This window comes from Streptomyces sp. NPDC093261 (assembly GCF_044753645.1).
In the GTDB taxonomy this organism is placed as follows: domain Bacteria; phylum Actinomycetota; class Actinomycetes; order Streptomycetales; family Streptomycetaceae; genus Streptomyces.
Window position 1 is genome coordinate 23972 of the sequence record NZ_JBIVNO010000017.1, and the last position, 24386, is coordinate 48357.

Consider the following 24386-nt stretch of genomic DNA (forward strand, 5'->3'; position numbering starts at 1 on the left):
AGGCGTGCGCCCGGCGAAGCAAGGAAGCCCCGCCGGGCGCACGCGTGGAGGTGCCCCCTAGTCGCGGACCGCCACGCGCTCCGCGTCCACCTCCTGCGCGAGGGTCCCGTCCTGCTGCGGAGGGGACGCGGCCTTCTGCGGAAGGGACGCGGCCTTCTGCGGAAGGGACCCGGTGACGACCAGGGACCGCTGCGACCGGCGGGCGCGCAGTCCGGTCAGGGTGATGAGCAGGCCCGCGAGGGCGATGCCGGTGACCACGATCAGACCGGGCCGGTAGCTGTCGAGCACGGCCTGCGGCGAGGGGTGCGCGGGCGCGTGGGCGGTCACCACGGCCGTCACCACGGCCAGAAAGATGGCGCCGCCCACCTGGACCGAGGTGTTCAGCAGACCGGAGACCATGCCCTGCTCGTGGTCCTCGACACCGCTCGTGGCCTGGATGTTGAGCGAGGGGAAGACCAGGGCGCAGGCCGCGCCGATCAGCAGCATGCTCGGCAGGATGGCGGCGGCGTATGCCGGGTCGAGGCCGACCCGCAGGAACAGCGCATAGCCGACGACCATGAGCGCGAAGCCCACCGCGATCAGCCGCTGGGTACCGAAGCGGTCGACGATCGCGCCCACCTTCGTCGACGAGACGGCCACCAGGGCCCCCGCGGGCAGGAAGGCGAGCGCCGTGTGCAGCGCCGACCAGCCGAGCAGCGACTGCATGTACAGCGTGACCAGGAACTGGAAGCCGACATACGACCCGAAGAAGGCCATCGCCCCGAGCTGCGCGCGGATCTGGATGCCGGAGCGCAGCACGCCCAGCCGGATCAGCGGGCCGGCCGAGCGCCGCTCGACGGCGACGAACGCGGTCAGCAGGACGGCCACGGCGAGGAAGGACAGCAGTGTCCGGGCGGATGCCCAGCCGGCCTGCGGTGCCTGGACGACGGTGAAGACGAGCAGCAGCATGGACGCGGTGCCGATGACGGCGCCGGGGATGTCGTAGCCGTTGTGGTCCTTCTCGCGTTCGCCGCGGGGCAGCAGCTTCAGGCCCGCGAGCAGGGCGATCAGCGCGATCGGCGCGGGCAGCAGCATGGTCAGGCGCCAGCTCGCCTCGGTGAGCAGACCGGAGAGCACGAGGCCCATGGAGAAGCCGGTGGCCGCGCAGGTGGTGTAGATCGACAGGGCCCGGTTGCGCAGCGGGCCCTCGGCGAAGGTCGTGGTGATGATGGACAGTCCGGCGGGCGCCGTGAACGCGGCGCTCAGGCCCTTGACGAAGCGGCTGGCGATCAGCAGCGGACCGGAGTCGACGAGTCCGCCCAGCAGTGAGGCCACGGCGAAGACGCCCAGGGCCACCAGGAACACCTGGCGCCTGCCGAGCAGGTCCGCGGTGCGTCCGCCGAGGAGGAGCAGGCCGCCGTAGCCGAGGATGTAGCCGCTGACGACCCACTGCAGGGTCGACGTCGTCAGATGGAGATCCGAACCGATGGACGGCAGGGCGACGCCGACCATCGACACGTCCAGGGCGTCCAGGAACATCGCGGCGCAGAGCACCAGCAGGGTGCCCCACAGCCGGGGGGTCCAGCGTCCCTCGGACGCGAGGGAGGGGAGCGGAGAGGTCATGTTCCAGAGACTTTCATGTACATGCATTGGATGCAAGCGCATTTAATTCAGATGCAACAAAGTGCGTTCTTTGCTACGGTGCGGCCATGGAGGCGGTGAACAAGGCCGAGCGGGCGCTCGTGGACCAGTGGCGCGACATCCTGGCGCTGCACGCGCGCACCCAGTGCGAACTGGATCGCGCCCTGCAGCCGCACGGCCTGTGCGCCAGCGACTTCGAGGTGCTTGACCTGCTGTCCAAGCCGACCGCTGGGGACGCTCTCTGCGCCTACCGCGTCCAGGAGATCTCCGAGCGGGTCCATCTGAGCCAGAGCGCGCTGTCGCGGCTCGTCGCCCGCCTGGAGAAGGACGGACTGGTCGAGCGGGCCATGTGCCCTGAGGACCGGCGCGGCGTGCGCGTGGCCCTCACGGCCAAGGGAAGCGAGCTGCACCGCGAGGTGCTGCCCATCCAGCGAGCTGTGCTGGCGAGGACGCTGGCGGGCTGAGACCACGGCTCCCCGCGGTCCCCGCGCCCCGGCTCAGCTCCAGGTGACGGCGGACCTCTCGCGCCACAGCGCGGCGACGGAGGCGTCACCGGTCACGTCGGGGAACGGCAGCCGGTTCCACAGCGACAGGTACAACCGCTCGGCGGGCCCGGACACTTCGCAGTCGGCGTCCCCCGTCTCCTCCCGCACGGCCACGGGCGGCCCTTCCGACAGCCGTACGCTCCACACGGCGTCGCCGGCGTCCGTCGCCCGCACCCGCAGCACCCGAGGCTCCTCGCTGCGCACCCGGCTCCCGGCACGGGCATGGAAGCCGCGCAGCAGCTCGTCGATGCCGTCGAGCGCGAAGTCAGTGCCGAGCGCGGCGGGCCTCCCCCCGCGCGCCGACTCGGCGTCGAACCGGTGCACCGCCGTCTCGTGCGCCTGCCGCCGGGCCCAGAAGACGAGCGGTGAGGGCGCCGGCAGGAAATGCCAGCACCGCACGTCGGGTGCGGCGCCGGAGAGGGTGTCGACGAGGAGGCGATGCCCCTCGCGGAACCAGGTCAGGAGCGCCGCGCCGTCGAGATCCGGCAGCCCCCCGTCGGGGTGGTACGCGGTGTGCCCCTCGGCGACGAAGGCCGCGGCCCAACGGTGCACCATTCCCGTGTGCCGCAGCAGATCCCGCACCAGCCACTCCGGGCAGGTCGGCACCTTGGCGGTGGTACCCGACTCCTCCGCCGCGGCGGCCAGCAACCGCCCCTCCCGGTCCAGGACCCCGACGAACTCGGCAGTTTCCATGAGAGCGAGTCTGCCGTACGGGATCCCGCCGGGGGGAGATGCCCGCCGCGAACGGGGCGTGAGCGTCGCGTACGTCCCTCAGATCCGCATGGGCAGCCGCAGCAGACGGAATGCCACAAGCGTGCGGGCGGCCGCCTTCACCGGGTTGCACCGTGGCTTCACGGCCGTCCGACGGCCCTGGCGCGGGGTGACATGCCCATGTGACGCCGGGGGTGCCCCGGCCCGATTCAGGGCCGAACGGCCCCCGGCCCACCCCGGACAGCCCATGGAATGGCCCCCGGAACCGCTGGATGCTCGAAGTGTCGAGAGGCAGGGAAGGGGGCCCGCGACGACGGACGCGACCGGGCGGGTCTCCGTGCTCGACGCCCGCGTAAGCCTCCTGCCGCGCGGACCCCGGGATCCGTGTCTGCGCCGACTCCGCTGAGGAGGGAAGGGGCATGAAGCACAACAAGGTCGGCTCGGTGATGACCGCGGATGTCATACGCGCCGAATACCGCACTCCGTTCAAGGAGGTCGCGCGGCTCCTCGCGGACCGCCACATCAGCGGACTGCCTGTCGTGGACGACGACGACAAGGTCATCGGCGTCATCTCCGAGACGGATCTGGTGGCCAGACAGTCGGAAGCACTCGGTGCGGACGAACCCAGGCGCCGTTTCCGCTTCGCCGGGCTGACGCCCGGGGCTCGCAGACAGGCCGCCAAGTCCAGGGCTTTCACCGCCGGCCAGCTCATGACCGCGCCGCCCGTCACCGTGCACGCCGAGGAGACCATCGCCGAGGCCGCGCGGACCATGGCGCAGCGGCGTGTGGAGCGGCTGCCCGTACTGGACGAGGAGGACCGGCTGGTCGGCATCGTCACCCGGCGGGACCTGCTCCAGGTCTTTCTGCGGTCCGACGCGGAGATCCGTGACGAAGTGATCGAGGAAGTGCTGATCCGCACATTGCGGCTGTCACCCAGGACCATCGACGTCTTCGTGGTCGAGGGCGTGGTCACTCTCACCGGCCGGTTGGTACGCAAGAGCGAGACGGGGATCGCCGTCTCCATGACCCGGCAGATCGACGGAGTGGTCGCGGTGATCGACCAGCTCACGTACCGCTTCGACGACTCCCGCCTGCCGCGCCACGAGCGGTCACCGTACGGCGTCGTCGGCGACTGGCTGCGCAATCCCTGAGAGGACGTGCCTTCCGGTACCGCAAGGAACGGTCCGTTCAGCCCAGGGCCCGGTCCAGATTGAACGCCGCGCTGATCAGCGCGAAGTGGGTGAACGCCTGCGGGAAGTTGCCCTGTTGCTCACCGGTGCGGCTGATCTCCTCGGCGTACAGGCCCAGATGGTTGGCGTAGGTCAGCATCTTCTCGAAGGCCAGCCGGGCCTCGTCGAGCCGCCCGGCGCGCACCAGTGCCTCGACATACCAGAACGAGCAGATGGAGAACGTGCCCTCATCGCCGCGCAGGCCGTCCGGGGCCGCCTGCGGGTCGTAGCGGTACACCAGTGAGTCGGACACCAGGTCCTGGGTGAGGGCGTCCAGCGTGGACAGCCACTTGGGATCGGTGGGGGCGACGAACTTGGCCAGCGGCATCATCAGCAGCGCCGCGTCGAGCACGTCGCCGTCCTCGTGCTGCACGAAGGCCCCCCGCGCGGTGGACCACCCGTGCTGCATGATCCGCCGGTAGATCGCGTCCCGGCACCGCCGCCAGCGGAGCAGATCGGCGGGCAGGCCACGGCGATTGGCGAGCCGGATGGCCCGCTCGATGGCGACCCAGCACATCAGCCGCGAGTACAGGAAGTTCTTGCGGCCGCCACGGGTCTCCCAGATGCCCTCGTCGGGCTGGTCCCAGTGATCGCGGACCCAGTCCACCAGGGCGCAGACCTGGTCCCACTGGTCGCTGGAGATGGGCTGCGCCCACTTGTCGTAGAGGTAGATGGAGTCGATGAGGGCTCCGTAGATGTCGAGCTGGAGCTGGGTGGCGGCGGCGTTGCCGATCCGCACCGGCGCGGACCCCTCGTAGCCCTCCAGATGGTCGAGTTCCTGCTCGGGCAGGTCGGTGCGGCCGTCGATCCCGTACATGATCTGCAGGGGGCCGGACGGCCCGCCGTCCCCGGGGATGACGTGCCGGGTCACAAAGCTCATGAACGCCTCGGCCTCGCCGCTGAAGCCCAGCCGCAGCAGGGCGTAGACGCAGAAGGCCGCGTCCCGCACCCAGACGTAGCGGTAGTCCCAGTTGCGCTCGCCGCCGAGCCGCTCGGGCAGGCTGGTGGTCGGAGCGGCGACGATCGCGCCGGTAGGAGCGTAGGTGAGCAGCTTCAGGGTGAGGGCGGAGCGGTGCACCATCTCCCGCCACCGGCCGCGGTAGCGCGAGGCGGACAGCCAGCGCCGCCAGTACGCCACCGTGGTGGCGAACTGCTCCTCCGCCTCCAGGCGTGCGCACCTGCGCGGCTGCAGCGAGTCACAGATCTGGTCGAGGGAGAACACCGCCGACTCTCCCTCGGCGAGCTTGAAATCCGCCCACACATCCGAGTGATCGCCCTCCAGGGGCATGGTGGCGGTCAGGGCCAGCGTCAGGTCGGCGGACTCGAAGACCGCCACATCGCCGAGCAGACGGAGCGTGTGCGGCTCGGCGCCGTACCCGAACCGGGGGGCCATCCGCGCCCGGAACGGGAGGGAACCGCGCACGCACAGCACCCGGCGGATCAGCCGGTGGCGCTCGGCCTCGACGCACCCCTCGCCGACGGGCATGAAGTCCTGTATCTCGCCGACCCCGTCCTCGGTGAAGAACCTCGTGATCAGCACGTTGGTGTCGGGGAAGTAGAACTGCTTGGTATGGGCCGGCACGGTCGCCGTCAGCTCGAAGGACCCGCCCTTGTCCGCGTCCAGGATCGACGCGAAGACGCTCGGGCGGTCGAAGGCCGGGCAGCAGTACCAGTCGATGGTGCCGTTGGTGCCCACCAGGGCGACGGTGCGGAGGTCACCGATGAGTCCGTGGTCGGCGATCGGCAGGTACCGGGAGCCTCCGGGCACATATGCATTGCACAGCGTCTCGGCCATCGCAGCCTCCCTGAGCACCGGGCACGCCCCACCGCCGGTCCCAGCTTAGGCGCGGGCAGAGGCGGGAGCACGGGGAGCGAGGTGGGCGGGGCGGTGCAGGCGGGTTCGGGAGCGAGGTGGGCGGGGCGTCGCCGACCGCCTTGGAGCCGTCCGTCAGACCGCGAGCACCCGCAGACCCGCCTCCTCGAACCGCCGCACCACGTCCACGTCGGCCGCCGCATCCGTGACCAGCGTGTCCACCGACTCCACCCCGCAGATCCACGCGAACGCGCGCTGTCCCAGCTTGCTGGAGTCCGCCGCGACGACCACGCGCTCCGCGCGCTCGCACAGCAGTCGATTGATCGCGGCCTCCGCCTCGTCATGCGCCGCCGCGCCATGGGTGACATCGAGGGCCACCACACCGAGCACGGCCACGTCCAGGGTGACCCGGTCGAGCACCCCGTCCGCGAGCGGGCCGATCAGCTCGTACGACTGCGGGCGGGCGACCCCGCCCGTTACCACGATCTTGAACTGGGGCCGCACGGCGAGTTCGTTGGCGATGTTCAAAGCGTTGGTGACCACTGTCAGCGCGGGGGAGCCTGTCGCCAGATCACCGCGCACCGCCAAGGCGCGCGCCACCTCCGTCGTCGTGGTGCCGCCGGTGAGACCCACCGCCTCCCCGGGGGCGATCAGATCCGCCACCGCCTTGGCGATGCGCTGCTTCTCGGAGGCGCGGCGGGCCGTCTTGTAGCGCAGCGGCAGTTCGTAGGAGACGCCGTGCACCACGGCGCCGCCCCGCGTGCGCACCAGCATCTGCTGCTCCGCGAGCTGGTCGAAGTCGCGGCGGATGGTCGCGGCCGACACCCGCAGTTCGGCCGCGGCCTCCTCGACATCCAGCCGGCCCCGTTCGACGAGCAGTTCCAGCAGCGCCTTCCAGCGGGCGTCGCGCGACATCCGCATGTCTCCGTTCCCCGGCCTTCGCTCCTCGGCCGCTGCGGCGACCCTAGCGCACCCCGCTCCCGCCTTAATGCTTGATTCTGCTTGAAAGCTGCTTATATCTTGCAGGAAACCGCACACTGGGGTCGCGCGTCAGATGGTGCACCGAGATCGTGCATCGAGATCGCGCGCCGGGGAGGGTGGAGCATGACCCATGTCGAGGACGAGCTGAGCAGCCAGCCCGAGTGCTGGAGCCGCGCGGCCATGGAAGCGGCGGAGTACAAGGGGGTTCTTCCGGCGGCGGGGGAGCGGGTCGCGATCGTCGGATGTGGTACCTCCTGGTTCATGGCGCAGTCCGCCGCCGCGTTGCGCGAGCGGTTTGGACAGGGCGAGACGGACGCCTTCGCGGCCTCCGAGTTCCCCTACGGGCGCTCGTACGACCGGGTCGTCGCGCTCACCCGGTCCGGCACCACCACCGAGGTCCTCGAACTCCTCGGCCGGCTGCGGGGGCGGGCCCGGACCACCGCGATCACAGCCGACCCGCGCACACCGGTGATGGAGTGCGCCGACGACGTGATCGTGCTCGACTTCGCCGACGAGCGGTCCGTCGTCCAGACCCGCTTCGCCACCACCGCGCTCACCCTGCTGCGGGCCCACCTCGGCCTGCACACGGACGCCGCGGTCGCCGACGCCCGTACCGCACTGGAGACCCCGTTGCCCGCGGGCCTCGCCGACTGCACGCAGTTCACCTTCCTGGGCCGCGGCTGGACGGTCGGGCTCGCCAACGAAGCCGGCCTGAAGATGCGTGAGGCCGCCCGGGCGTGGACGGAGGCCTATCCGGCGATGGAGTACCGGCACGGACCCATCAGCGTCACCACCCACGGCACCGCCACCTGGATGCTCGGCGAGGCGCCCGAGGGGCTCGCCCGGCAGGTGCGGGACACGGGCGGGCTGTGGGTCGCCGGCGAACTCGACCCGCTCGCCGAACTCCTCCGCGTCCAGCGGCTCGCCGTCGCCGTCGCCGCCGCCCGGGGGCTCGACCCGGACCGGCCACGCCATCTGACCCGCTCAGTGATCCTCACCCCGGGCGCGAATCCGGCCCCGGGCGCGCACCGGAACCCAGGCGAGGACCCGGACCCAGGCGAGGACCCGAACCCGGGGGCGAACCCGAACCCGGGGGCGAACCCGAACCCGGGCGGGCGTGCGAACCCGTGGGCGAGCCCGAGCCCCGATCCGCGTACCCGGTGAGGGGGAGAGGCCATGCCCCTCGCAGCCACCGGTGACCTGATCGCCGCCGCCGCGGCAGCGAACCACGCCGTGCCCGCGTTCAACGTCATCACCCTCGAGCACGTCGAGGCCGTCATCGCGGGCGCCGAGCACACGGGCGCCCCCGTGGTGCTCCAGGTCAGCGAGAACGCGGTCAGGTTCCGCTACGGACGTCTGCTTCCCCTCGCCCGGGCCTCCGCCGCGGCCGCCGAGCGTGCCGCCGTGCCCGTCGCCCTCCACCTCGACCACATCCACAGCGACGCCCTTCTCCGGCAGGCGCCCGGTGCCGGGTTCAGCTCCGTGATGTACGACGCGGCCCGGCTGCCGTACGCGGACAATCTCGCCGCCACCCGCGCCGCCGCCGACTGGGCGCACGCTCAAGGGCTATGGATCGAGGCGGAGTTGGGGCAGGTCGGCGGCAAGAACGGCGAGCCGCCGCCCGACCCGCACGCTCCCGGTGCCCGGACCGATCCCCGGGAGGCCGCCGCCTTCGTGGCCGGCTCAGGCGTCGACGCCCTCGCCGTCGCCGTCGGCAGCACCCATGCGATGACCACGCGCACGGCCGTGCTCGACCACGGTCTGCTCAAGCGGCTGAGTGCCGCGATCGACGTGCCCCTTGTCCTGCACGGCTCCTCCGGACTGCCGGACGACGAGCTGACGGCGGCCGTCGCGGGCGGGATCGCGAAGGTCAACATAGGGACCGCGCTGAACGTCGCGATGACCGGCGCGATCAGGGAGTTCCTCGCCGCGCACCCCGAGGCGGCCGACTCGCGGGGCTATCTCGGAGTGGGACGGGAGGCCATGGTCCGGACCGTGGCCCGGCTGATCACGGTGCTCCAGGGCGGTGCCGCGCCCGCACCCGCGCGCGAGTCCCCCTGATCTCGCGTGGTGGGTCCTCCTCGGTGCGGGTCAAGGGGATCCCCGGCTATCTCTCTTTCTTGACGGCCCTCAGGACCACGAACTTCGCATCGCTCGCGACCACTTCACTGTTGCCGAACAGCCGGCGCAGCTTCACGTGGTAGCCCAGATGACGGTTGCCGATCATCCACAGCTCGCCGCCCGGCCGCAGGGCGCGCCGCGCCCCGGTGAACATGCGCCACGCCGTGGCGTCCGTCGTCGCCTGATGGGAGTGGAACGGCGGATTGTTCAGGACGAGGTCCACACTCCCGGCGGGCACCCCGGACAGGCCGTCCCCCACCCGGAACTCGGCTTTCCCCTCCGCGTTGTCCCGATAGGTCGCCTCCGCCGAGGCCACCGCCTGGTACGACTCGTCGACGAACAGCACCTCGGCCCCGGGCGCGTCCAGCGCCGCCGCCAGACCGACCACCCCGTTGCCGCAGCCGAGGTCCACGATGTGCTCCGCGCCCCGGCCGCGCGGCAGATGCCCGAGGAAGAACCGCGTCCCGATGTCGAGGCGGTCGGCGCAGAAGACACCGGCGTGGTTGGTGACGGTCCGGCCCGACAACGGGCCGATGCCATCGGGGAGTCGATACCGGTACGGCCACGGGTTGGCACCCCGGTCGAGCGCCGGGTCGGGAGTGCAGAAGATGAGCCGTGCCTTCTGCTCGGCGAGGGAGGTACGGGTCGGGCCGAGGATCCGCTCGAACAGCTTCAGAGTCGAGGTGTGGATCTCCTTGACCATCCCGGTGCCCAGGACCACTGTCCCCTCGTGAACGGCGGGCGCCAGCCGGTGCAGCTGGTCCTCCAGCAGCGCGAGGCTCTTCGGGACCCGCACGAGCAGGACGTCGATCCGGGGCGGCGGGGCGTCCTGCGTGGTCAGCAGCCGTACGGTGTCCGGGTCGACGCCGTTGCGGGCGAGATTCGCCCCGGTCGCCTCGCGGGCGAGGAACGAGTCGCCGATCTGCGTCGGGCGGTGCCCCGCGAGCGCGGTGGTGAGCGCGCCCCACCGGTCGCCGACGACCACGACCGTACCGTCGAGCGGGGTCTCGCTCGCCGCGAGGTGCCGCAGCAGATACGCGTCGGACGCGTCCCAGGCACGCAGCCGGTCGCGGGGATCCTCGGGGAAACGGGTCAGCGTGTACGCGCCCCAGGGCGTGCTCATACGGTCGTTCATCGTGGGTCCAGGCTAGCCGAGGCGCAGCTCGGCCCCGGTCTTCGGCCGCGGGCGACGGCCCCCGGAGGCAGGGCCGGGCCGAGCCCCGTGCCCCGGGCCCGCGCGCCTCCGCCCGCCCGGCCGGATACGTGATGATGGGGCCATGGACGCCGAGCTGTTTCCGCGAAGCCGCGTGCGGATCGCACCCGGCGCCGTCCATGTGCCCGACTGGCTGGACGCGGATCGGCAGCATCGGCTGCTCGAAGCCTGCCGGGGGTGGGCCCGGCCGCCCGCGGGACTGCGGACCGTGCGCACCCCCGGCGGCGGCACGATGACCTCGCGCCAGGTGTGCCTCGGTCTGCACTGGTACCCCTACGGCTACGCCCGCACGGCCGTCGACGGCGACGGCGCCCCCGTCAAGCCGCTTCCGGACTGGCTCGCGGTGCTGGCCCGCGAGGCGGTCTGGGCCGCCCTCGGCCCGGAGGCCGTGCCGGCGGAGCCCTACGACATCGCCCTGGTCAACTACTACGACGCGGACGCCCGCATGGGCATGCACCGCGACAGCGACGAGAGGTCCGGCGCCCCCGTGGTGTCGCTGAGCCTCGGCGACACCTGTGTCTTCCGCTTCGGCAACACCGCGACAAGGGCCCGCCCGTACACGGATGTCGAGCTGCGCAGCGGGGATCTGTTCGTCTTCGGCGGCCCCGCGCGGCTCGCCTACCACGGAGTGCCCCGGGTGCGTCCCGGCACGGCGCCCCCCTCGCTCGGGCTGACGGGCCGGCTGAACATCACGCTGAGGGTCGGCGGCTTCCGGCCGGACCCGGAACGGATCATGGGAGACTCGCCCTCATGACTGGCAAGGAGGCCCCCCGGACGGCAGGGGAACCGAACACCCGGACGCGGCTGGACCGGGGGCGCGGTGCGCTCGGTCCCGCACTGGAGCTGGTGCACACCGGGCGTGCGCCGACGCGTGCCGTGCTCACCGCCGAGCTGGGTGTCACCCGGGCCACCGCCGGAGCGGTCGCCGCCGAACTGGAGGCCCTGGGCCTGATCCGGGTCGACGCGCACCCCGGTGCAGCCGCCGGTGCGCAGGGCCGGCCCTCGCACCGGCTCGAGGTCGCCGAGGACGGGCCGGTGGCACTCGCCGCCCAGGTGCACGCGGACGGCTTCCGGGCCGCGCTCGTCGGGCTGGGCGGCCGGATCGTCGCGACCGCGCCAGGCTGCGAGACCGTTGACGCCGACCCGGCGAAGGTGCTCGGCTCGGTGGTCGAGACGGGCGCCGAGCTGCTGCGCGAGACCGGTCGGCGCTGTGTGGGCGCGGGGCTCGCCGTGCCGTCCGCGGTCGCCGAACCCGAGGGCCTCGCGCTCAACCCGCTGCATCTGGCCTGGCCGGCGGGCGCCCCCGTGCGGGAGATCTTCGCCGAGCAGGTGCGTGCCGCCGGCATCCCCGGGCCCGCCTTCGCCGCCAACGACATCAACCTCGCCGCGCTCGCCGAACACCGGCACGGCGCGGGACGCGGCTCCCGGGACCTGTTGTGCGTGGCCACCGGTCACCGGGGCGTGGGCGGTGCGCTGGTGCTGGACGGACGGCTGCACACCGGAAGTTCGGGGCTCGCGCTGGAGGTGGGACATCTCACCGTCAACCCCGAGGGCCGCCCCTGCCACTGCGGCAGCCGAGGCTGTCTGGACGTGGAGGCGGACCCGCCGGCCTTCCTGACGGCGGCCTGCCGCGACGCGGGCCCCGCGGTGTCGCAACTCCAACAGGCCAATGACCTGATCCGCGACGACTACCCCGCCGACCCGGCCGTGCGCACCGCCGTCGAGATCCTGATCGACCGGCTGGGCCTCGGCCTCGCCGGGCTGGTCAACATCCTCAACCCGGACCGGATCATCCTCGGCGGACTGCACCGCACCCTGCTCGACGCGGACCCCGAGCGGCTGCGCGCCGTCGTCGCCGACCGCAGCCTGTGGGGCCGCAGCGGCGGCGTCCCCATCCTCGCGTGCACCCTCGACCACAACAGCCTGGTGGGGGCGGCCGAGCTGGCATGGCAGCCGGTGCTCGACGACCCACCGGCGGCGCTGGCGGGCGTCTAGCGTCGCGACCCCCTGCTCAGCGCCACTCCACGGCGAAGGCCCGCCCGGGGTTCTCCGTGAGGATGCGGTCCACCAGGTCCGCGCCCAGGGCGGCCTCCAGCCTCGGCCGCAGCCGGCGCAGCAGATACGGCATCCCGGGGCCGCCGTCGACCGAGCGGGCCGCGGCCGTCGTCGTGTCGCCGCCCAGGAGGAGCCGGTCGCCGAAGCCGGCGTCGGCCAGGGCCCGCAGGGCGTCCGGCAGCCGCCAGTCGATGGCGTGGTGGGCGCGTGACGGTCCGTCGAACGCGAGGTGACAGCCGCTTTCGGCTGCCTGGCGCTGCATCACCGAGTCGGGGAAGCGGTTGAGATGGCCCAGGATCACCCGGTGCGGCTCGACGTCCAGCGTTCCGCACAGCAGGTCGAGTACGTCGAGGGCCGCCGTGCCCAGCTCCAGGTGGACGGCGATGGGCGCGCCCGTCGCGTGGTGTGCCTCGGCCGAGGCGGTCATCGTCCAGCGCGCGTGCGCGTCGAGGGTGTGGAAGCCGCCCGCCACCTTGATGAGCCCGGCCCGGACCCCGGACGTGCCGATGCCCTCGGTGAGTTCGGCGACGAAGACGTCGGCGAGCCTGCCGCGCAGCCCGTCGAGCGTCGCGTCGTCGTAGTGCGCCGCCTGGTGCAGTCCGGTAGCCGCCACCACATGCACACCGGTCTGCCGGGACAGCGCCGGCAGATCCGCGGCGCGACGCCCCAGACCGTATGGCGTCCACTGCACCACGCCTCCACCGCCCCGGGCCTGGAAGGCGGTCAGCTCCGCCCGGGCCGCCGACACCTCGCGCAACTCCTGTCCGGGCAGTTGGGGACTGGCGAAGAACAGGTGGTCGTGGGCGTCGCACACACCCAGCTCCTCGGGGCGCAGGTCCCCGAGAACGGTACGGACACGCCTCACCACTGTCGTCCGCGGGGCAACCGCTCCCTCCCCGGTGCCGACATGTGCAGTACCTGGAACACATCGCCGGGCGCCTTGGGCTTGTCGTGGTCCCAGAGCGAGAAGTGGACCACCTCCCAGCCGCAGGTGTCGACGGCCGCGGCCGCGAGCACCGCGCCGTCCCCCGCGGCCAGCCGCCCGGTCTCGCGCACCACGTCCTCCAAGGCCTCGGACAACTCCACGCCGTCGGGAACCCGCTCGCGCCTGCGCACCGCGACCACGGCGGGCGAGCCCGCGGCGGCCCCCTCCTCGTATGCCAGCCCCGTCCACCGCCGGACCACCGGCCGCCCGAAGTCGTCGACGAGCCCTTGGAAGGGGCCCGTCCACAGGAAGGTGTTCATGCCCTCGACGGTGTTCCAGAGGTAGAACGGCGCGTACTGGTTGACGGATGAGCCGTGCACTCCCCGCTCCCGTACGAGGTACGTCTTGAAGCCGAGGCCGTCCCAGTCGTCCAGCAGATGCCCGACGCGGGACACACGGTCGCGGATGATGTCCATGTCGTAGTCGGCGGGCAGGTTCAGCTCGTACTGCATGGCGTGCATCGGATGCCTCCTCAGGCGGGGTACGTGCCGTGGCCGACGTGGGCGTCCCACTCGGTGGTCGTGCCGTCCTCAGCCGCCTCGACGACCGCGAGATGGGTCATGAAGGTGCGCGGCGCGGCTCCGTGCCAGTGCCATTCGCCCGGGTCGATCCACACGGTGTCGCCCGCCCGGATCGCCTCGATGTCACCGCCCCTGCGCTGGACCAGTCCCTCGCCCTCCAGGACGTGCAGGACCTGGCCGTGCGGGTGGCGGTGCCAGGCGGTGTGGGCGCCGGGCGCGAAGTGGACGTTGAACATCCGCAGCCGGGACGGCGGCCGCGGGGCGGCGATCTCGTCCAGCCAGACCGTTCCGGTGAAGTGCTCCGCCGGTCCGCGCAGGGTGTCGGGACGCCGTCTGGTGATCTGCATGGGTGCGGGGACTCCTTCAGGAGGTCGGCCGGAGAAGGGAGAGCAGGCCCCGGACCGCCGTGTCGAAGGCGGCCGGCGAACCCGAGGCGCGGGCCAGGACATAGCCGCCCTGGACGGTCGCGAGGATGGTGGCCGCGATCTCCTCCGCGTCCAGGGACTGCGCGAATCGGCCCTGTTCCTTGCCCTCTTCGACGAGCTGCGCGAGCTGCTCGCGCAGCCAGTCGATCGTCTCGTCGACGGGGGCCCGCAGAGCGTCGCTGGCGATCACGTCGGGATCCATCGTCAACCGGCCGACGGGACAGCCGCGCAGCACGTCGCGCTCACGCCGCAGATACGCCTCGATGCGTTCGTACGGCGTCCCGGGGCCGGCGAGCACGGCCTGCGCGGTGGCGCGCATCTCCTCGGCGGTGCGGCGGATGGCGGCCAGCGCCAGGTCCGGCTTGCCCTTGAAGTGGTGGTACATACTGCCCTGGCCGGCGCCGGAGCGCTCCAGGATCGCCTTGGGGCTGGTGCCCACGTAGCCGCGCTCCCACAGCAGTTCGCGGGTGGACTCGATCAGCCGCTCCGGAGTGTTCATGAAAGTACTGTACATACTAATAGGTACAGAAGTCGAGGAACCCCAAGGAGCAACGGCGGAGGTCCCCGTACTCCCGAAGGGGTACGCGCACTGCCGCCGGTCGTACGACGACCTCGCACCCTTGCCGGCGCGAATCTGGGGGCATCACCGAGAACCCACCGAGGAGATGACCGAGATGCAGACCCTGGCTCTTGGCGACGGCGGTCCCGGCCCCTGGATCCTGTTCGTCCCTTTGATCTGGGCGGCCGTGGTCGCCGGCGTCGTCACCGCCGTCCGCCGCACCGCCTGGCGCGGCCGCGGAGCCCCGTGGCGCGGAGTGGACGGCCGTCCGTCGGCCGACTCGCCGATCGCCGTGCTCGGCCGCCGTTTCGCCTCCGGCGAGATCGACGAGGACGAGTACTGGCGCCGACTGGCCGTCCTGGACGAGCAGTTCGGCCGTGCGGGCAGGGAGCGGGCGGCCTGAGCGGTGCGGCTGCCGTTGGGGTGCCGGTCGCCGGGCGGGCGAAAGCCGCGCTCCTACGGGACAGGGGTCACCGCCCGGTCAGCCGGCAACGGCTGACCGGGCGGGAGCGTGTTGTGTCCTGCTCTCGTCGACCGCGAGCGCGCGGGGCGGAGCCTCCAGGGCCCTCTCGTACGGCGTGAGGCCGGGAACCGGGCCGGCCGGCGCCGGCGACGGCGCGGGCAGCGCGAACCAGACGACCTTGCCCGAGTCGCCGTCCGGCCGTACGCCCCAGCTGTCGGCGAGTGCGGCGACCATCGCCAGGCCACGTCCGCTGGTGGCGGTGGGATCCGGCTCGCGCAGCTCCGGCAGGCGCGGGTCGTGGTCGTGCACCGAGACGGTGAGCCGGTCCAGCAGCAGTTCCATCTCCACGGTGCACGACTTGTCGGGCTGTGCGTGCAGGTGGACGTTGGTCAACAACTCCGTCACACCCAGGGAGGCCCGGTCTATCAAGGGATCGAGGTGCCAGTAGCGCAACTGCGCCGATACGATTCTGCGGACCTGGCCGATCCGCGACGGCAGGGCTTGGAGCTCCACCGTGCAGTGCCTGCTTGGCTGGCTGATCACGGCTGCGACTCCTCGAACTGAGGTCCGGAAGAAGACGGAGATCGGATCCAGCAGGAGGGCTGGGCGTACCCGCCGCCTGCTGTGCGGCTGAGTACTCCGGCCGCTTGGTGCGGTACGGCTTCGTACGGGGGCCGCCCGCTGTCGTACCGGCGGGCTGGTTCTTCAGCGTGATCGCCGGTAAACCCAGAGTGATGTGAGACCAGCGTGACGCACGGGGTGACGTACCGCAACTCGCGCTCCGCTCAGCCGCCCCGCCCCGACGCCCTGCGCACCGCCTCGATGAACCGTCGCGCCGACGGCTGTCCCTGCTGCCCCGGAGCGGGGTCGTGGCCGCCGAGCGTCAGCGAATAGCGGGTGCCGTTGAGGTCCGCCGACGCCCGGCCCTCCGGCGCGAACCAGGGTTTCGACGCGCGCACCGCCTGCACCGGCGCGCTGTCGATCTCGCTGCCGTAACTCGTGAGCAGACGCAGCCGGCCGTCGCTGATCCGGACCTCTCCGGCCCGGGTGAGCGACCGCAGTCCCTTCCCGATCCGCACACCCGTGGCCGTGAACTCCGGCTCCGCCATGATGCCCCGCCCCCTCGCGCGTTCGCCTGTGTCCGTACCGGATCCCGTCCGGATCCCGCGCGGCGCGCGATCCGGCGTGGCGCTGATCGAGTCCGGTCGTGATCGAGTCCGGTCGTGATCGAGTAACCGATTCCGCGCAGGCCGGTGCCCCGGTGACGCCAGGCTGCACCGACCGGCGTTCCTCGCCGTGCAGTCTGCCCGCACCCGGCGCCTCGCACCAGTGCACACGGCGGGGGCGCGCCGGGCAACCGGCGCACTCGCGCGGATGCGCCCCCACCGTTTTCCGCCGCTCCGCAAGGGAGGCCTTTGAGCTGCTCAAAGATGCGTTTATGCAGGTGAGAAGCCATGTGAAAGCTGTTTATGATGCGTGACGTCCGACCGTGTGAACCGGCCTCGGCACACCCCCGCTAAGGAGCCCCGCCGTGAGCACTCCCCAGATCACCCGCCCCGGCGAGACGCTCGACGTCGATCGCAGCGACGCCGAGTACCGCACCTGGCTCAAAGAGGCCGTTCGCAAGGTGCAGGCCGACGCGAACCGCTCGGCCGACACGCATCTGCTGCGCTTCCCGCTGCCCGAGCACTGCGGCATCGACCTGTATCTGAAGGACGAGTCGACACACCCCACCGGAAGCCTCAAGCACCGCCTTGCCCGCTCGCTGTTCCTGTACGGACTGTGCAACGGCTGGATCCGCCCGGGGCGCCCGGTGATCGAGGCGTCCAGCGGTTCGACGGCCGTCTCCGAGGCGTACTTCGCGGGGCTCATCGGCGTGCCCTTCATCGCGGTCATGCCCCGCACGACGAGCGCCGAGAAGTGCCGGCTCATCGAATTCCACGGCGGGCAGTGCCACTTCGTGGACGACCCGCGCAAGATGTACGAGGCCTCGGCCGCCCTCGCGGCGGAGACCGGCGGCCACTACATGGACCAGTTCACCTACGCTGAACGGGCCACCGACTGGCGCGGCAACAACAACATCGCCGAATCCGTCTTCCGCCAGTTGGAGCTGGAGCGGTTCCCGGAGCCCGCGTGGATCGTCGCCACGGCCGGCACCGGCGGCACCTCGGCGACCATCGCGCGGTATGTGCACTACATGGGGTACGACACGCGCATCTGCGTCGCGGACCCGGAGAACTCGTGTTTCTTCGCAGGGTGGACCACGGGCGACCCGGACGTCACCTGTGAGAGCGGCTCACGCATCGAGGGCATCGGCCGGCCCCGGATGGAGCCCAGCTTTGTGCCCGGCGCCATCGACCGGATGATGAAGGTCCCCGACGCCGCCGCCGTCGCCGCGGTACGGGCCCTGGAGGGGGCCATCGGCCGCAGGGCCGGCGGCTCGACCGGCACCGGGCTGTGGAGCGCGCTGAAGATCGTCGCGGAGATGGTGGCGGAGGGGCGCACCGGCAGTGTGGTGTCCCTGCTGTGCGACCCGGGCGACCGCTACCTCGACAAGTACTACTCCGACACGTGGCTCGCCGAGCAGCGACTCGACATCGCGCCGTACTCGGCGGCGATCACCTCACTTCTGGCGACCGGAGTGTGGCCGGGCTGACCCCGGCCCGGCGCCCTCCGCCGCCAGCCTCGCCTCCAGGGCCGTCATCGCGCCCCTGAACGCGCGCCCGAGGCCCCCGCGTGCCCATCGCAGGCCAAACAGCAGAACACCCGGCCCGTCGGCCGCGAAGGTCCACTGCACACGGGTGCCCGTGCCCGCCGGTGTCAGCCGCCACTCCTCCAGGAGCGCGCGCAGCCCCGGCGCGTTCGTCTCGTCGACCCGGTATGCGTACACCTCGTGCGGCACGGCCGCGACGACCGTCTCCCGGAAGCGGGTGCCGCCCATGAGGCGCACCTCGCGCCCGGCACCGCCGTCGACCGGGTGGACCGAGGTCACCGCGGTGAACCACTCGCTCCAGCCGGAGACCTCCTTTGCGAGGGCCCGGAACACCCGCTCCGGGGGCGCCGCGATCTCCCGGGCGAACACCAGCCGCACAGGGGCGGTCCGCGTGAAGTCCCGCTCCACCGGGCGCAGACGGCGTGCCATGGGCGACGACCTCCTCGGGGGCACCGGTGCCCCGGGCGCGAGCGGATGGCGCCGGGTGCGTCACCCTAGCTGGCGGACCGTCAGATGTCTGCAGCGTCCTCGGTCTCCCCGGCCACCATCAGCCGCAGGTGCTCCGAGATCTCCGCGCGCGCCTCGCCCGGCAGCCCCGCGTCGGTCACCAGCGTGTCGACCTGTTCCAGCGTGGCGAACGAACTCAGGCCCACCGTGCCCCACTTGGTGTGGTCGGCGACCACCACGACACGGCGTGCCGACTGCACGAGCCGCCGGTTGGTCTCGGCCTCCGCGAGGTTCGGCGTCGACAGACCCGCCTCCACCGATATGCCGTGCACCCCGAGGAACAGCACATCGAAGTGGAGCGACGCGATCGCCTGATCGGCGACGGGCCCCACCAGGGAGTCGGACGGGGTGCGCACCCCACCGGTCAGCACGACGGTGGCGGCACCCTGCCGCGGGCCCGAGGTGCGCTGCGCCGAGTGGAAGACGTCCGCCACCCGCACCGAGTTGGTGACGACGGTCAGCTCGGGCACGTCGACCAGGCGGTGGGCCAGCGCGTAGGTCGTCGTACCACCGGAGAGGGCGATCGCCGTGCCCGGCGCGACCAGCTCGGCCGCCGCGCGCGCGATGTCCTCCTTGGCCGTCAGCTCCAGGCCCGACTTGGCCTCGAAGCCCGGCTCGTGGGTGCTCGCCTCCACCACCGGCACGGCACCGCCGTGCACCTTCTCGAGGACACCCTGACGGGCGAGCGCGTCGAGGTCGCGACGGACGGTCATGTCGGAGACGCCGAGCTTGCGTGTCAGTTCGTTGACCCGGACGCCGCCGCGCCGTCGCACCTCGTCGAGGATCAGGGCACGGCGCTGCTCCGCGAGGAGGTTCTGATTCTCACTCACGTTCGCTCCGTTCTCCTTCATCCCGAATTCACCCGAATTTCCGACAGACCATCCGCACCGGCGTCCACGAGGCCATTCTCCCGTCACCGGCGCCGAGGAGGTCTCATCCTCGCATGGGTCGCCTCCACCGGCGCCACCGCCCGCGCCCCGGGACCTGCTCGTTCCTTGCCCCGCGTCGTCACACATATCGGGGAGATTCCGTGACAACACGTGTGCACCGTCACGCCGGAGGCGATCCTGAGCCTGCGACGACACACCGTACGCGGCACGGGGGATGTGCGAAACAGTGGAGGGTGCACGGAAACATGAGGGGGACCGCGGCGCCGCCGGACCGGCGTCCACGGAGACCATGACGGCCCTGGAGCTCCTGGTCCACGGCGTCGGCGGCACCACGCCCGGGGAGATGCTCGGCGATCCCCGCACGGTCCGGATCACCGGCGACGACACGGCAGCCATGTACCGGCGCGCCGGCGACGCGGAGGCGGAGCGGCACCCTGACGACCGGCACGGCCGCCCGGTGCCCGAGGCGTACGTCTGGTGCAACCTCACCTCGGGAAACGCCGCGCGCACCCTGTGGCTGTTGCTGCTGCCGTTCATGGTGGCCAACCTGGCCCACTGGATGCGGCCCACGACGACCGACCGGCGGCAGACCGTCCGTCTCCACGGGCTGATCGTGCGGCTCATCGGGCTCACTTTGACCGTGCTGCTGGTCGCCGCCGCCTGCGAGGTGGCCTTGGACCTCGCGGCCTGGCAGTGTGCGGGCACCCGCGCCTGCGCCCGGCGCCACGCCTGGCTCGGGTTTCTCTCTCCGGCCGGCGCCTCGGCGGGCTGGTGGAGCCTGCCCGGCCGGCGCCTGGCCCTGGCCGCCGTGGTGCCCACCGCCCTCACCGGCCTGCTCTGGTATCTGTCGCACCGCACCTGGTGCGCCTACGAGTCCCAGGAGCCGATCCCCCGCCCGCCGGAGCCCGACGAGAACCCGCACCGCCCCGCGCTCGGCCGCCCCGGGTTCTGGTACGGCCGCCGCCTCGTGGCCCGGCTGCGCGCCGCACACACCGCCGCCGGCTTCCTCACCGTGGCCGCCGCCCTCACCGGCTCCGCCGTACACGACGACCGCCGCCACGGCGCGAGCACGCTGCACCTGACCGGTCTGCTGCTGGAGGCCACGCTCATCGCGGTCGCGGTGCTGGTGGTGGCCGTGGTGTGCCGGCGGGGGCGCACCGAGAACCTGCTCGACCGGCAACTCGACCGCACCGTGGTGCGTCTGCTGCCCGCGGGCGCGCTCGCGCTGGTGGTCGCGGCCATGGTCTACGCGGGCTGGTCGCGTCCCGGTTGGCGGTCACAGGGGCGGCTGCCGGGTGCCCCGACGTTCGGCGCACTGACCCTGGCGCAGGGGGCCCTCATTCTCGCGCTCGCCGTCGTCGCGCACGTCCTGTACCGCGCCCACCCCGACCCACGCACCGCGCTGCGGGGACTGGCCGGACCCGCCGTCGCGCTGCTCGCCTGTGCGCTGGGCGGGGTGATGTCCGGCGGCGTGGCCCAGCGGGTCGCCGACTGGCTGGACGGCACCGGCCACTCGCTGGCCGGGCCACCGGTCCTGCTCACCTGGCAGGCGTCCACCATCCCGCCGTTGCTGATCGTCCTGCTGGGCCTGGCCGGCCTGCTGGCCCGACGCACCCGGCTGCTGCGGCGCGCCGAGGCGGCCGAGGTCGAACGCGACCACCGGGGCGAGCCCACCGACTCGGCCCGTACCGCGCGCATCGCGGGAAGCCGCGCGATGGCCACGCTCACCGACCGGGCCCCGCTCGTCGTGGGCGTCACCTCCGCCATGACCCTGCTGCTCGGGGCGGCCGCCCTGGTGGGCGCCGTCGCCACCGACGACACGCCGGCGGGCGCCGCGCACACCGCCCAGCCCGCCATCCGGGGCACGGCCGAGACCGTGCAGACACTCGGCTCCTGGCTGATCGGTGTCGGCTTCCTCGTCTTCGTCACCTGGGGCCGCCGCGCCTACAGGGACGCCTCCGCGCGCCGCACCATCGGCATCCTGTGGGACGTCGGCACCTTCTGGCCGCGCGCGGCCCACCCCTTCGCCCCGCCGTGCTACGCCGAACGCGCCGTGCCCGACCTCACCTGGCGGATGGACACCTGGATGCGCCAGAGCGGCGGACGCATCGTGCTGTCCGGCCACTCCCAGGGGAGCGTGCTGGCGGCTGCCGCCGCCTGGCAGCTGAGGCCCTCGGTACGCGGGCGGGTGGGCATGCTGACCTACGGCTCACCCCTCGAGCGGCTGTACGGGCGCTGGTTCCCGGCGTACTTCGGCCCGGCCGCGCTCAGCTCCCTGCACCGCGAGGTCGACTGCTGGCGCAATCTGCACCGCCTGACCGACCCGATCGGCGGCCCGATCCGGCTGCCCGGCGACTGCGGCCCGCAGGTGGACCGGGCACCGCTCAAGGACCCGCTCGCCTACGGCCGCACACCCCGCCATCCGCTGCCCGCGCCGATTCTCGGGCACGGGCACTACCAGGCGGACCCGGCGTTCGCCGAGGAACGCGCCCGGCTGCTCGCACGACTGCGGCCCGGACTGCCCGGACCACGTCCGGCGGGCACGCCGCCCGGGCCGGACGACGAGGGCTCCGGGGGCACGGGTCAGGGCAGCTCGGGCAGATCCTCCGGGTAGAGCAGGCTCAGGTCCTCCGTGCTCGGCTCCGCCAACTGGGCGACCCGGCCCGCGTGCCGCTCCACCATCGCCTCGAAGGTCTGGCGTGCGGTACGTCCGTTGCCGAACGCCGGTCCCTTGGGGATCTCGCCGAAGTACTTGAGCAGCGCCTCGCCCGTACCCGGGCCCAGCCGGTACTCGTGCTCATCCGCCTGCTGCTCCACGATCCGCAGCAGCTCCTCCGGCCCGTAGTCACCGAAGGTGATGACGCGTGAGAAGCGGGAGGCCACACCGGGGTTGACGGAGAGGAAGCGCTCCATCTCCGCCGTGTAGCCCGCGACGATCACCACGACCGCCTCCCGGTGGTCCTCCATCAGCTTCACCAGCGTGTCGATCGCCTCACGTCCGAAGTCCCGTCCGGAGTCCTCCGGGGACAGCGCATACGCCTCGTCGATGAACAGCACCCCGCCGCGCGCCCGGTCGAAGGCTTCCTGGGTGCGGATGGCGGTGGAGCCGATGTGCTCGCCGACCAGGTCGACCCGGGACACCTCCACGAGATGGCCCTTCTCCAGCACACCGAGCGACGCCAGGATCTCGCCGTAGAGCCGGGCCACGGTCGTCTTGCCGGTGCCGGGAGAGCCCGTGAACACCAGATGGCGCCGCACGGAGGCCGCCTTGAGGCCGGCCTGCTGCCGGCGGCGCCCCACCTCGATCATGTCGGTGAGCGCGCGGACCTCGCGCTTGACGCTCTCCAGGCCCACCAGCGCGTCGAGTTCCCCGAGCACCGCCGTCGACGTTCGCGCCGGCTTATCCGACTCCGGGGCGGGGGCGACGAAGGGCTCCTGCTCGGTGATGCGCTGGCCGGGGATCGCGCCGAGCAGACCGGTCGACTGGGTCGTCGGCTGCACGGCGGACTCGTGGGCCACCATCGGCCGAAGTCCGGCGCTCTCGTCACTCGTGCAGTCCTCGACGATCGCGGCGCCGCCCTCGGGCGCGCCGGGGCCGCCGTCCGCGAACTCGTAGCCCCCGCGGGTGCAGCGCTCCGTGCGGCACTTCCTCAGTGTCGCCCGGCAGCCGTCGATCACATGGAAGCCGTAGCCACCGCTGTCCGTGACCCGGCAGTTCAGGAAGCTGCCCCGGCCGCCCGCGGAGACGTAGAAACCCGCCTCCGACGGTGAGGTCACCGCGCAGCGCTCGATGGTGGGGTCGGCGCCCTTGGTGACGATCACGCCCGTCTGGGTGCCGTCGATGGCGCAGCCCGACAGCGTGCCACCGCTGCCGTGGTCCCGGAACCAGGCGCCCGTCGCCGCGTCCCGGATCCGGCAGTCGTCCAGCTGCGCGGTGGCCCCGTCGCTCACCGACACCGCGGTGTTGCGCACCTGAGTGAGATCGCTGTCCACGACGTCCGCGCGTGAACCGCGGTCGAGGACGAACAGGGCGTCGGGCACGTCGTGCACCCGGCACGCCTCGAGGACGGCGGTTGCCCCGTCGCTGACCCACACCGCCGGATAGTCACCGGTGCTGTCGAAGATCTCGCACTGGTTGGCGTCCACACGCGTGCCCGGGTCCCACACCGACAGGCCGTTGCGCCCGAACTGCCGCACCGTCGTGCGGGTGAGCGTGAGCACCGAACGGGACCGCAGATCGACCGCGTTCTCCGGGATGTCGTGGATACGGCAGTCGGCCAGGGTCATCACCGCGTCGGTGTCCAGCGTGATGCCGTCCGCGGTGGTCCGGTGCACATCGCAGTCCGTCAGATGCGCGGTGCCCCGTCCCGTGACCTGCACTCCGGAGCCCCGGACCTCGTACACCTCACAACCGACCGCCTCCAGCGCCGAGTTCTCACCGGTCGCCGACAGGCCGGCGCCCGAGGTGTGGTGCACCCGGCAGCGCTCCAGCCGCGGATGCGCGCCGCCGCGGACCGCGACGCCGGTCTGGCCGGCCGCCACGACCTCGCACTCCTCGAACACCCCGCCACCGCCGTCGACGACCGCGATGCCGATGCCGGCCGGGTTGTCGACCGTGCAGCGGCGGACCGTGGGGCGCGCGCCGCCACGGACCTCGATACCGGCCGCGGACCGCGTCATGACCCGCACATCGACCAGCTCCGGGGTGCCCGCCTCCACGAGCACCGCGGGCGCGGCCGCGTCCTGGCCCTCGACATGCAGGTCCTGGACCACGGCGGAGGCCCGCACGGTCAGCGGCACGCCGTCCACCGGCGCGATGCGCACGGAGCCGGGGGAGCCCTCGGGACCGCGCAGCGTCACCGCCCGCTGCACGACGAGGTTCTCCCGGTAGGTGCCCGGGGCGACGGTGAGGACGTCTCCGTCGCCCGCGGCCTCCAGGGCGGCGGCGAGCGATGCGTACTCACCCGTGCGGCGCCGCCACCGCGAAGTGCCGGTGTGCGTCACCTGGACCGTGCCCTGTGCCATGGCGCTGCTG

At 72.4% G+C, this 24386-nt stretch carries 22 protein-coding genes and 1 pseudogene; 9 read left to right on the plus strand and 14 right to left on the minus strand.

From position 1 onward, the window contains the following. Positions 1 to 57 precede the first annotated feature (57 nt). The gene (locus tag ACIP94_RS28810; RefSeq protein WP_402431823.1) at positions 58 to 1602 is read right to left on the minus strand and encodes an MFS transporter; all 1545 of its coding nucleotides are present in this window, start codon (positions 1600 to 1602) and stop codon (positions 58 to 60) included. Between the two features lie 86 nt (positions 1603 to 1688). Between ACIP94_RS28810 and ACIP94_RS28815 the strand changes: the two genes are divergently transcribed. Next, positions 1689 to 2084, plus strand: coding sequence for a MarR family winged helix-turn-helix transcriptional regulator (locus ACIP94_RS28815; RefSeq protein WP_402431826.1), 396 nt, complete (start codon positions 1689 to 1691; stop codon positions 2082 to 2084). Positions 2085 to 2117: 33 nt separating this feature from the next. Here the strand turns inward: ACIP94_RS28815 and ACIP94_RS28820 are convergent, their stop codons facing one another. Continuing rightward, a complete protein-coding gene (locus tag ACIP94_RS28820) occupies positions 2118 to 2858 on the minus strand; it encodes a maleylpyruvate isomerase family mycothiol-dependent enzyme (RefSeq protein ID WP_402431829.1) in 741 nt (246 codons plus the stop codon). A 437-nt stretch (positions 2859 to 3295) separates the two neighbouring features. On the opposite strand from ACIP94_RS28820, the gene ACIP94_RS28825 reads away from it, so the two are divergent. Next, the gene (locus ACIP94_RS28825; protein ID WP_402431832.1) at positions 3296 to 4027 is read left to right on the plus strand and encodes a CBS domain-containing protein; all 732 of its coding nucleotides are present in this window, start codon (positions 3296 to 3298) and stop codon (positions 4025 to 4027) included. A gap of 37 nt (positions 4028 to 4064) precedes the next feature. Here the strand turns inward: ACIP94_RS28825 and ACIP94_RS28830 are convergent, their stop codons facing one another. After that, positions 4065 to 5900, minus strand: a complete 1836-nt coding sequence (locus tag ACIP94_RS28830; protein ID WP_402431834.1) for a glycoside hydrolase family 15 protein — start codon at positions 5898 to 5900, stop codon at positions 4065 to 4067. A 153-nt stretch (positions 5901 to 6053) separates the two neighbouring features. Then, entirely contained in the window at positions 6054 to 6833 is a 780-nt protein-coding gene (locus ACIP94_RS28835; RefSeq protein WP_402431836.1) for a DeoR/GlpR family DNA-binding transcription regulator, read from the minus strand. A 189-nt stretch (positions 6834 to 7022) separates the two neighbouring features. On the opposite strand from ACIP94_RS28835, the pseudogene ACIP94_RS28840 reads away from it, so the two are divergent. Together ACIP94_RS28840 and ACIP94_RS28845 are read left to right on the plus strand one after the other, a co-directional pair. After that, positions 7023 to 7901, plus strand: a pseudogene (locus tag ACIP94_RS28840) (SIS domain-containing protein); the annotation flags it as partial. A gap of 174 nt (positions 7902 to 8075) precedes the next feature. Further along, a complete protein-coding gene (locus tag ACIP94_RS28845) occupies positions 8076 to 8960 on the plus strand; it encodes a ketose-bisphosphate aldolase (RefSeq protein ID WP_402431839.1) in 885 nt (294 codons plus the stop codon). Positions 8961 to 9006: 46 nt separating this feature from the next. Here ACIP94_RS28845 and ACIP94_RS28850 read toward each other — a convergent pair whose 3' ends face one another. Further along, positions 9007 to 10155, minus strand: coding sequence for a methyltransferase (locus ACIP94_RS28850; RefSeq protein WP_402431842.1), 1149 nt, complete (start codon positions 10153 to 10155; stop codon positions 9007 to 9009). 142 nt (positions 10156 to 10297) lie between these two features. Between ACIP94_RS28850 and ACIP94_RS28855 the strand changes: the two genes are divergently transcribed. Together ACIP94_RS28855 and ACIP94_RS28860 are read left to right on the plus strand one after the other, a co-directional pair. Further along, positions 10298 to 10987, plus strand: a complete 690-nt coding sequence (locus tag ACIP94_RS28855; RefSeq protein ID WP_402431845.1) for an alpha-ketoglutarate-dependent dioxygenase AlkB family protein — start codon at positions 10298 to 10300, stop codon at positions 10985 to 10987. After that, entirely contained in the window at positions 10984 to 12228 is a 1245-nt protein-coding gene (locus ACIP94_RS28860) for an ROK family protein (protein WP_402431847.1), read from the plus strand. The genes ACIP94_RS28855 and ACIP94_RS28860 overlap by 4 nt, the downstream gene beginning before the upstream one ends. 16 nt (positions 12229 to 12244) lie before the next feature. On the opposite strand, the gene ACIP94_RS28865 is transcribed toward ACIP94_RS28860, so the two are convergent. Genes ACIP94_RS28865 through ACIP94_RS28880 form a run of 4 tightly spaced genes read right to left on the minus strand, consistent with a single transcriptional unit; the run spans position 12245 to position 14718 of the window. Then, complete coding sequence (locus ACIP94_RS28865) at positions 12245 to 13153, minus strand: phosphotriesterase (RefSeq protein ID WP_402431850.1); 909 nt, start codon at positions 13151 to 13153, stop codon at positions 12245 to 12247. Beyond that, on the minus strand, positions 13150 to 13734 hold the full coding sequence (locus ACIP94_RS28870; RefSeq protein WP_402431853.1) for a DUF4865 family protein: 585 nt from the start codon (positions 13732 to 13734) through the stop codon (positions 13150 to 13152). Before ACIP94_RS28870 ends, ACIP94_RS28865 begins: the two co-directional genes overlap by 4 nt. A gap of 11 nt (positions 13735 to 13745) precedes the next feature. After that, the gene (locus ACIP94_RS28875; RefSeq protein WP_402431856.1) at positions 13746 to 14141 is read right to left on the minus strand and encodes a cupin domain-containing protein; all 396 of its coding nucleotides are present in this window, start codon (positions 14139 to 14141) and stop codon (positions 13746 to 13748) included. Between the two features lie 16 nt (positions 14142 to 14157). Beyond that, positions 14158 to 14718, minus strand: coding sequence for a TetR/AcrR family transcriptional regulator (locus ACIP94_RS28880; RefSeq protein ID WP_402431859.1), 561 nt, complete (start codon positions 14716 to 14718; stop codon positions 14158 to 14160). Between the two features lie 175 nt (positions 14719 to 14893). Between ACIP94_RS28880 and ACIP94_RS28885 the strand changes: the two genes are divergently transcribed. Beyond that, positions 14894 to 15181 carry an SHOCT domain-containing protein gene (locus tag ACIP94_RS28885; protein WP_402432194.1) on the plus strand — a complete coding sequence of 96 codons (288 nt, stop codon included), beginning with the start codon at positions 14894 to 14896 and terminating at the stop codon, positions 15179 to 15181. A 78-nt stretch (positions 15182 to 15259) separates the two neighbouring features. Here ACIP94_RS28885 and ACIP94_RS28890 read toward each other — a convergent pair whose 3' ends face one another. Next, positions 15260 to 15784: an ATP-binding protein gene (locus tag ACIP94_RS28890; protein WP_402431862.1), complete on the minus strand. Its 525-nt coding sequence runs from the start codon at positions 15782 to 15784 to the stop codon at positions 15260 to 15262. 242 nt (positions 15785 to 16026) lie between these two features. Further along, entirely contained in the window at positions 16027 to 16350 is a 324-nt protein-coding gene (locus ACIP94_RS28895) for a hypothetical protein (RefSeq protein ID WP_402431865.1), read from the minus strand. 422 nt (positions 16351 to 16772) lie between these two features. Here ACIP94_RS28895 and ACIP94_RS28900 point away from each other — a divergent pair, with 422 nt between their 5' ends. After that, positions 16773 to 17897: a PLP-dependent cysteine synthase family protein gene (locus tag ACIP94_RS28900; RefSeq protein WP_402431868.1), complete on the plus strand. Its 1125-nt coding sequence runs from the start codon at positions 16773 to 16775 to the stop codon at positions 17895 to 17897. On the opposite strand, the gene ACIP94_RS28905 is transcribed toward ACIP94_RS28900, so the two are convergent. Beyond that, positions 17865 to 18383: an SRPBCC family protein gene (locus ACIP94_RS28905; protein ID WP_402431871.1), complete on the minus strand. Its 519-nt coding sequence runs from the start codon at positions 18381 to 18383 to the stop codon at positions 17865 to 17867. The genes ACIP94_RS28900 and ACIP94_RS28905 overlap by 33 nt on opposite strands. Before the next feature lie 80 nt (positions 18384 to 18463). Next, complete coding sequence (locus tag ACIP94_RS28910) at positions 18464 to 19291, minus strand: DeoR/GlpR family DNA-binding transcription regulator (protein ID WP_402431874.1); 828 nt, start codon at positions 19289 to 19291, stop codon at positions 18464 to 18466. Between the two features lie 274 nt (positions 19292 to 19565). On the opposite strand from ACIP94_RS28910, the gene ACIP94_RS28915 reads away from it, so the two are divergent. Beyond that, entirely contained in the window at positions 19566 to 21965 is a 2400-nt protein-coding gene (locus tag ACIP94_RS28915; protein WP_402431877.1) for a hypothetical protein, read from the plus strand. On the opposite strand, the gene ACIP94_RS28920 is transcribed toward ACIP94_RS28915, so the two are convergent. Beyond that, the gene (locus ACIP94_RS28920; protein ID WP_402431880.1) at positions 21935 to 24376 is read right to left on the minus strand and encodes a right-handed parallel beta-helix repeat-containing protein; all 2442 of its coding nucleotides are present in this window, start codon (positions 24374 to 24376) and stop codon (positions 21935 to 21937) included. The two genes, ACIP94_RS28915 and ACIP94_RS28920, sit on opposite strands and share 31 nt — an antisense overlap. Positions 24377 to 24386 lie beyond the last annotated feature (10 nt).

Excerpts from the sequence above, each read along its gene's own strand:
- ACIP94_RS28860 (WP_402431847.1), top strand. The coding sequence starts at position 10,984 with ATGACTGGCAAGGAGGCCCCCCGGACGGCAGGGGAACCGAACACCCGG.
- ACIP94_RS28820 (WP_402431829.1), bottom strand. The coding sequence starts at position 2,858 with ATGGAAACTGCCGAGTTCGTCGGGGTCCTGGACCGGGAGGGGCGGTTG.
- ACIP94_RS28875 (WP_402431856.1), bottom strand. The coding sequence starts at position 14,141 with ATGCAGATCACCAGACGGCGTCCCGACACCCTGCGCGGACCGGCGGAG.
- ACIP94_RS28870 (WP_402431853.1), bottom strand. The coding sequence starts at position 13,734 with ATGCACGCCATGCAGTACGAGCTGAACCTGCCCGCCGACTACGACATG.
- ACIP94_RS28835 (WP_402431836.1), bottom strand. The coding sequence starts at position 6,833 with ATGTCGCGCGACGCCCGCTGGAAGGCGCTGCTGGAACTGCTCGTCGAA.
- ACIP94_RS28855 (WP_402431845.1), top strand. The coding sequence starts at position 10,298 with ATGGACGCCGAGCTGTTTCCGCGAAGCCGCGTGCGGATCGCACCCGGC.
- ACIP94_RS28830 (WP_402431834.1), bottom strand. The coding sequence starts at position 5,900 with ATGGCCGAGACGCTGTGCAATGCATATGTGCCCGGAGGCTCCCGGTAC.
- ACIP94_RS28810 (WP_402431823.1), bottom strand. The coding sequence starts at position 1,602 with ATGACCTCTCCGCTCCCCTCCCTCGCGTCCGAGGGACGCTGGACCCCC.
- ACIP94_RS28850 (WP_402431842.1), bottom strand. The coding sequence starts at position 10,155 with ATGAACGACCGTATGAGCACGCCCTGGGGCGCGTACACGCTGACCCGT.
- ACIP94_RS28845 (WP_402431839.1), top strand. The coding sequence starts at position 8,076 with ATGCCCCTCGCAGCCACCGGTGACCTGATCGCCGCCGCCGCGGCAGCG.
- ACIP94_RS28895 (WP_402431865.1), bottom strand. The coding sequence starts at position 16,350 with ATGGCGGAGCCGGAGTTCACGGCCACGGGTGTGCGGATCGGGAAGGGA.
- ACIP94_RS28825 (WP_402431832.1), top strand. The coding sequence starts at position 3,296 with ATGAAGCACAACAAGGTCGGCTCGGTGATGACCGCGGATGTCATACGC.
- ACIP94_RS28815 (WP_402431826.1), top strand. The coding sequence starts at position 1,689 with ATGGAGGCGGTGAACAAGGCCGAGCGGGCGCTCGTGGACCAGTGGCGC.
- ACIP94_RS28880 (WP_402431859.1), bottom strand. The coding sequence starts at position 14,718 with ATGAACACTCCGGAGCGGCTGATCGAGTCCACCCGCGAACTGCTGTGG.
- ACIP94_RS28885 (WP_402432194.1), top strand. The coding sequence starts at position 14,894 with ATGCAGACCCTGGCTCTTGGCGACGGCGGTCCCGGCCCCTGGATCCTG.
- ACIP94_RS28905 (WP_402431871.1), bottom strand. The coding sequence starts at position 18,383 with ATGGCACGCCGTCTGCGCCCGGTGGAGCGGGACTTCACGCGGACCGCC.
- ACIP94_RS28915 (WP_402431877.1), top strand. The coding sequence starts at position 19,566 with ATGTGCGAAACAGTGGAGGGTGCACGGAAACATGAGGGGGACCGCGGC.
- ACIP94_RS28920 (WP_402431880.1), bottom strand. The coding sequence starts at position 24,376 with ATGGCACAGGGCACGGTCCAGGTGACGCACACCGGCACTTCGCGGTGG.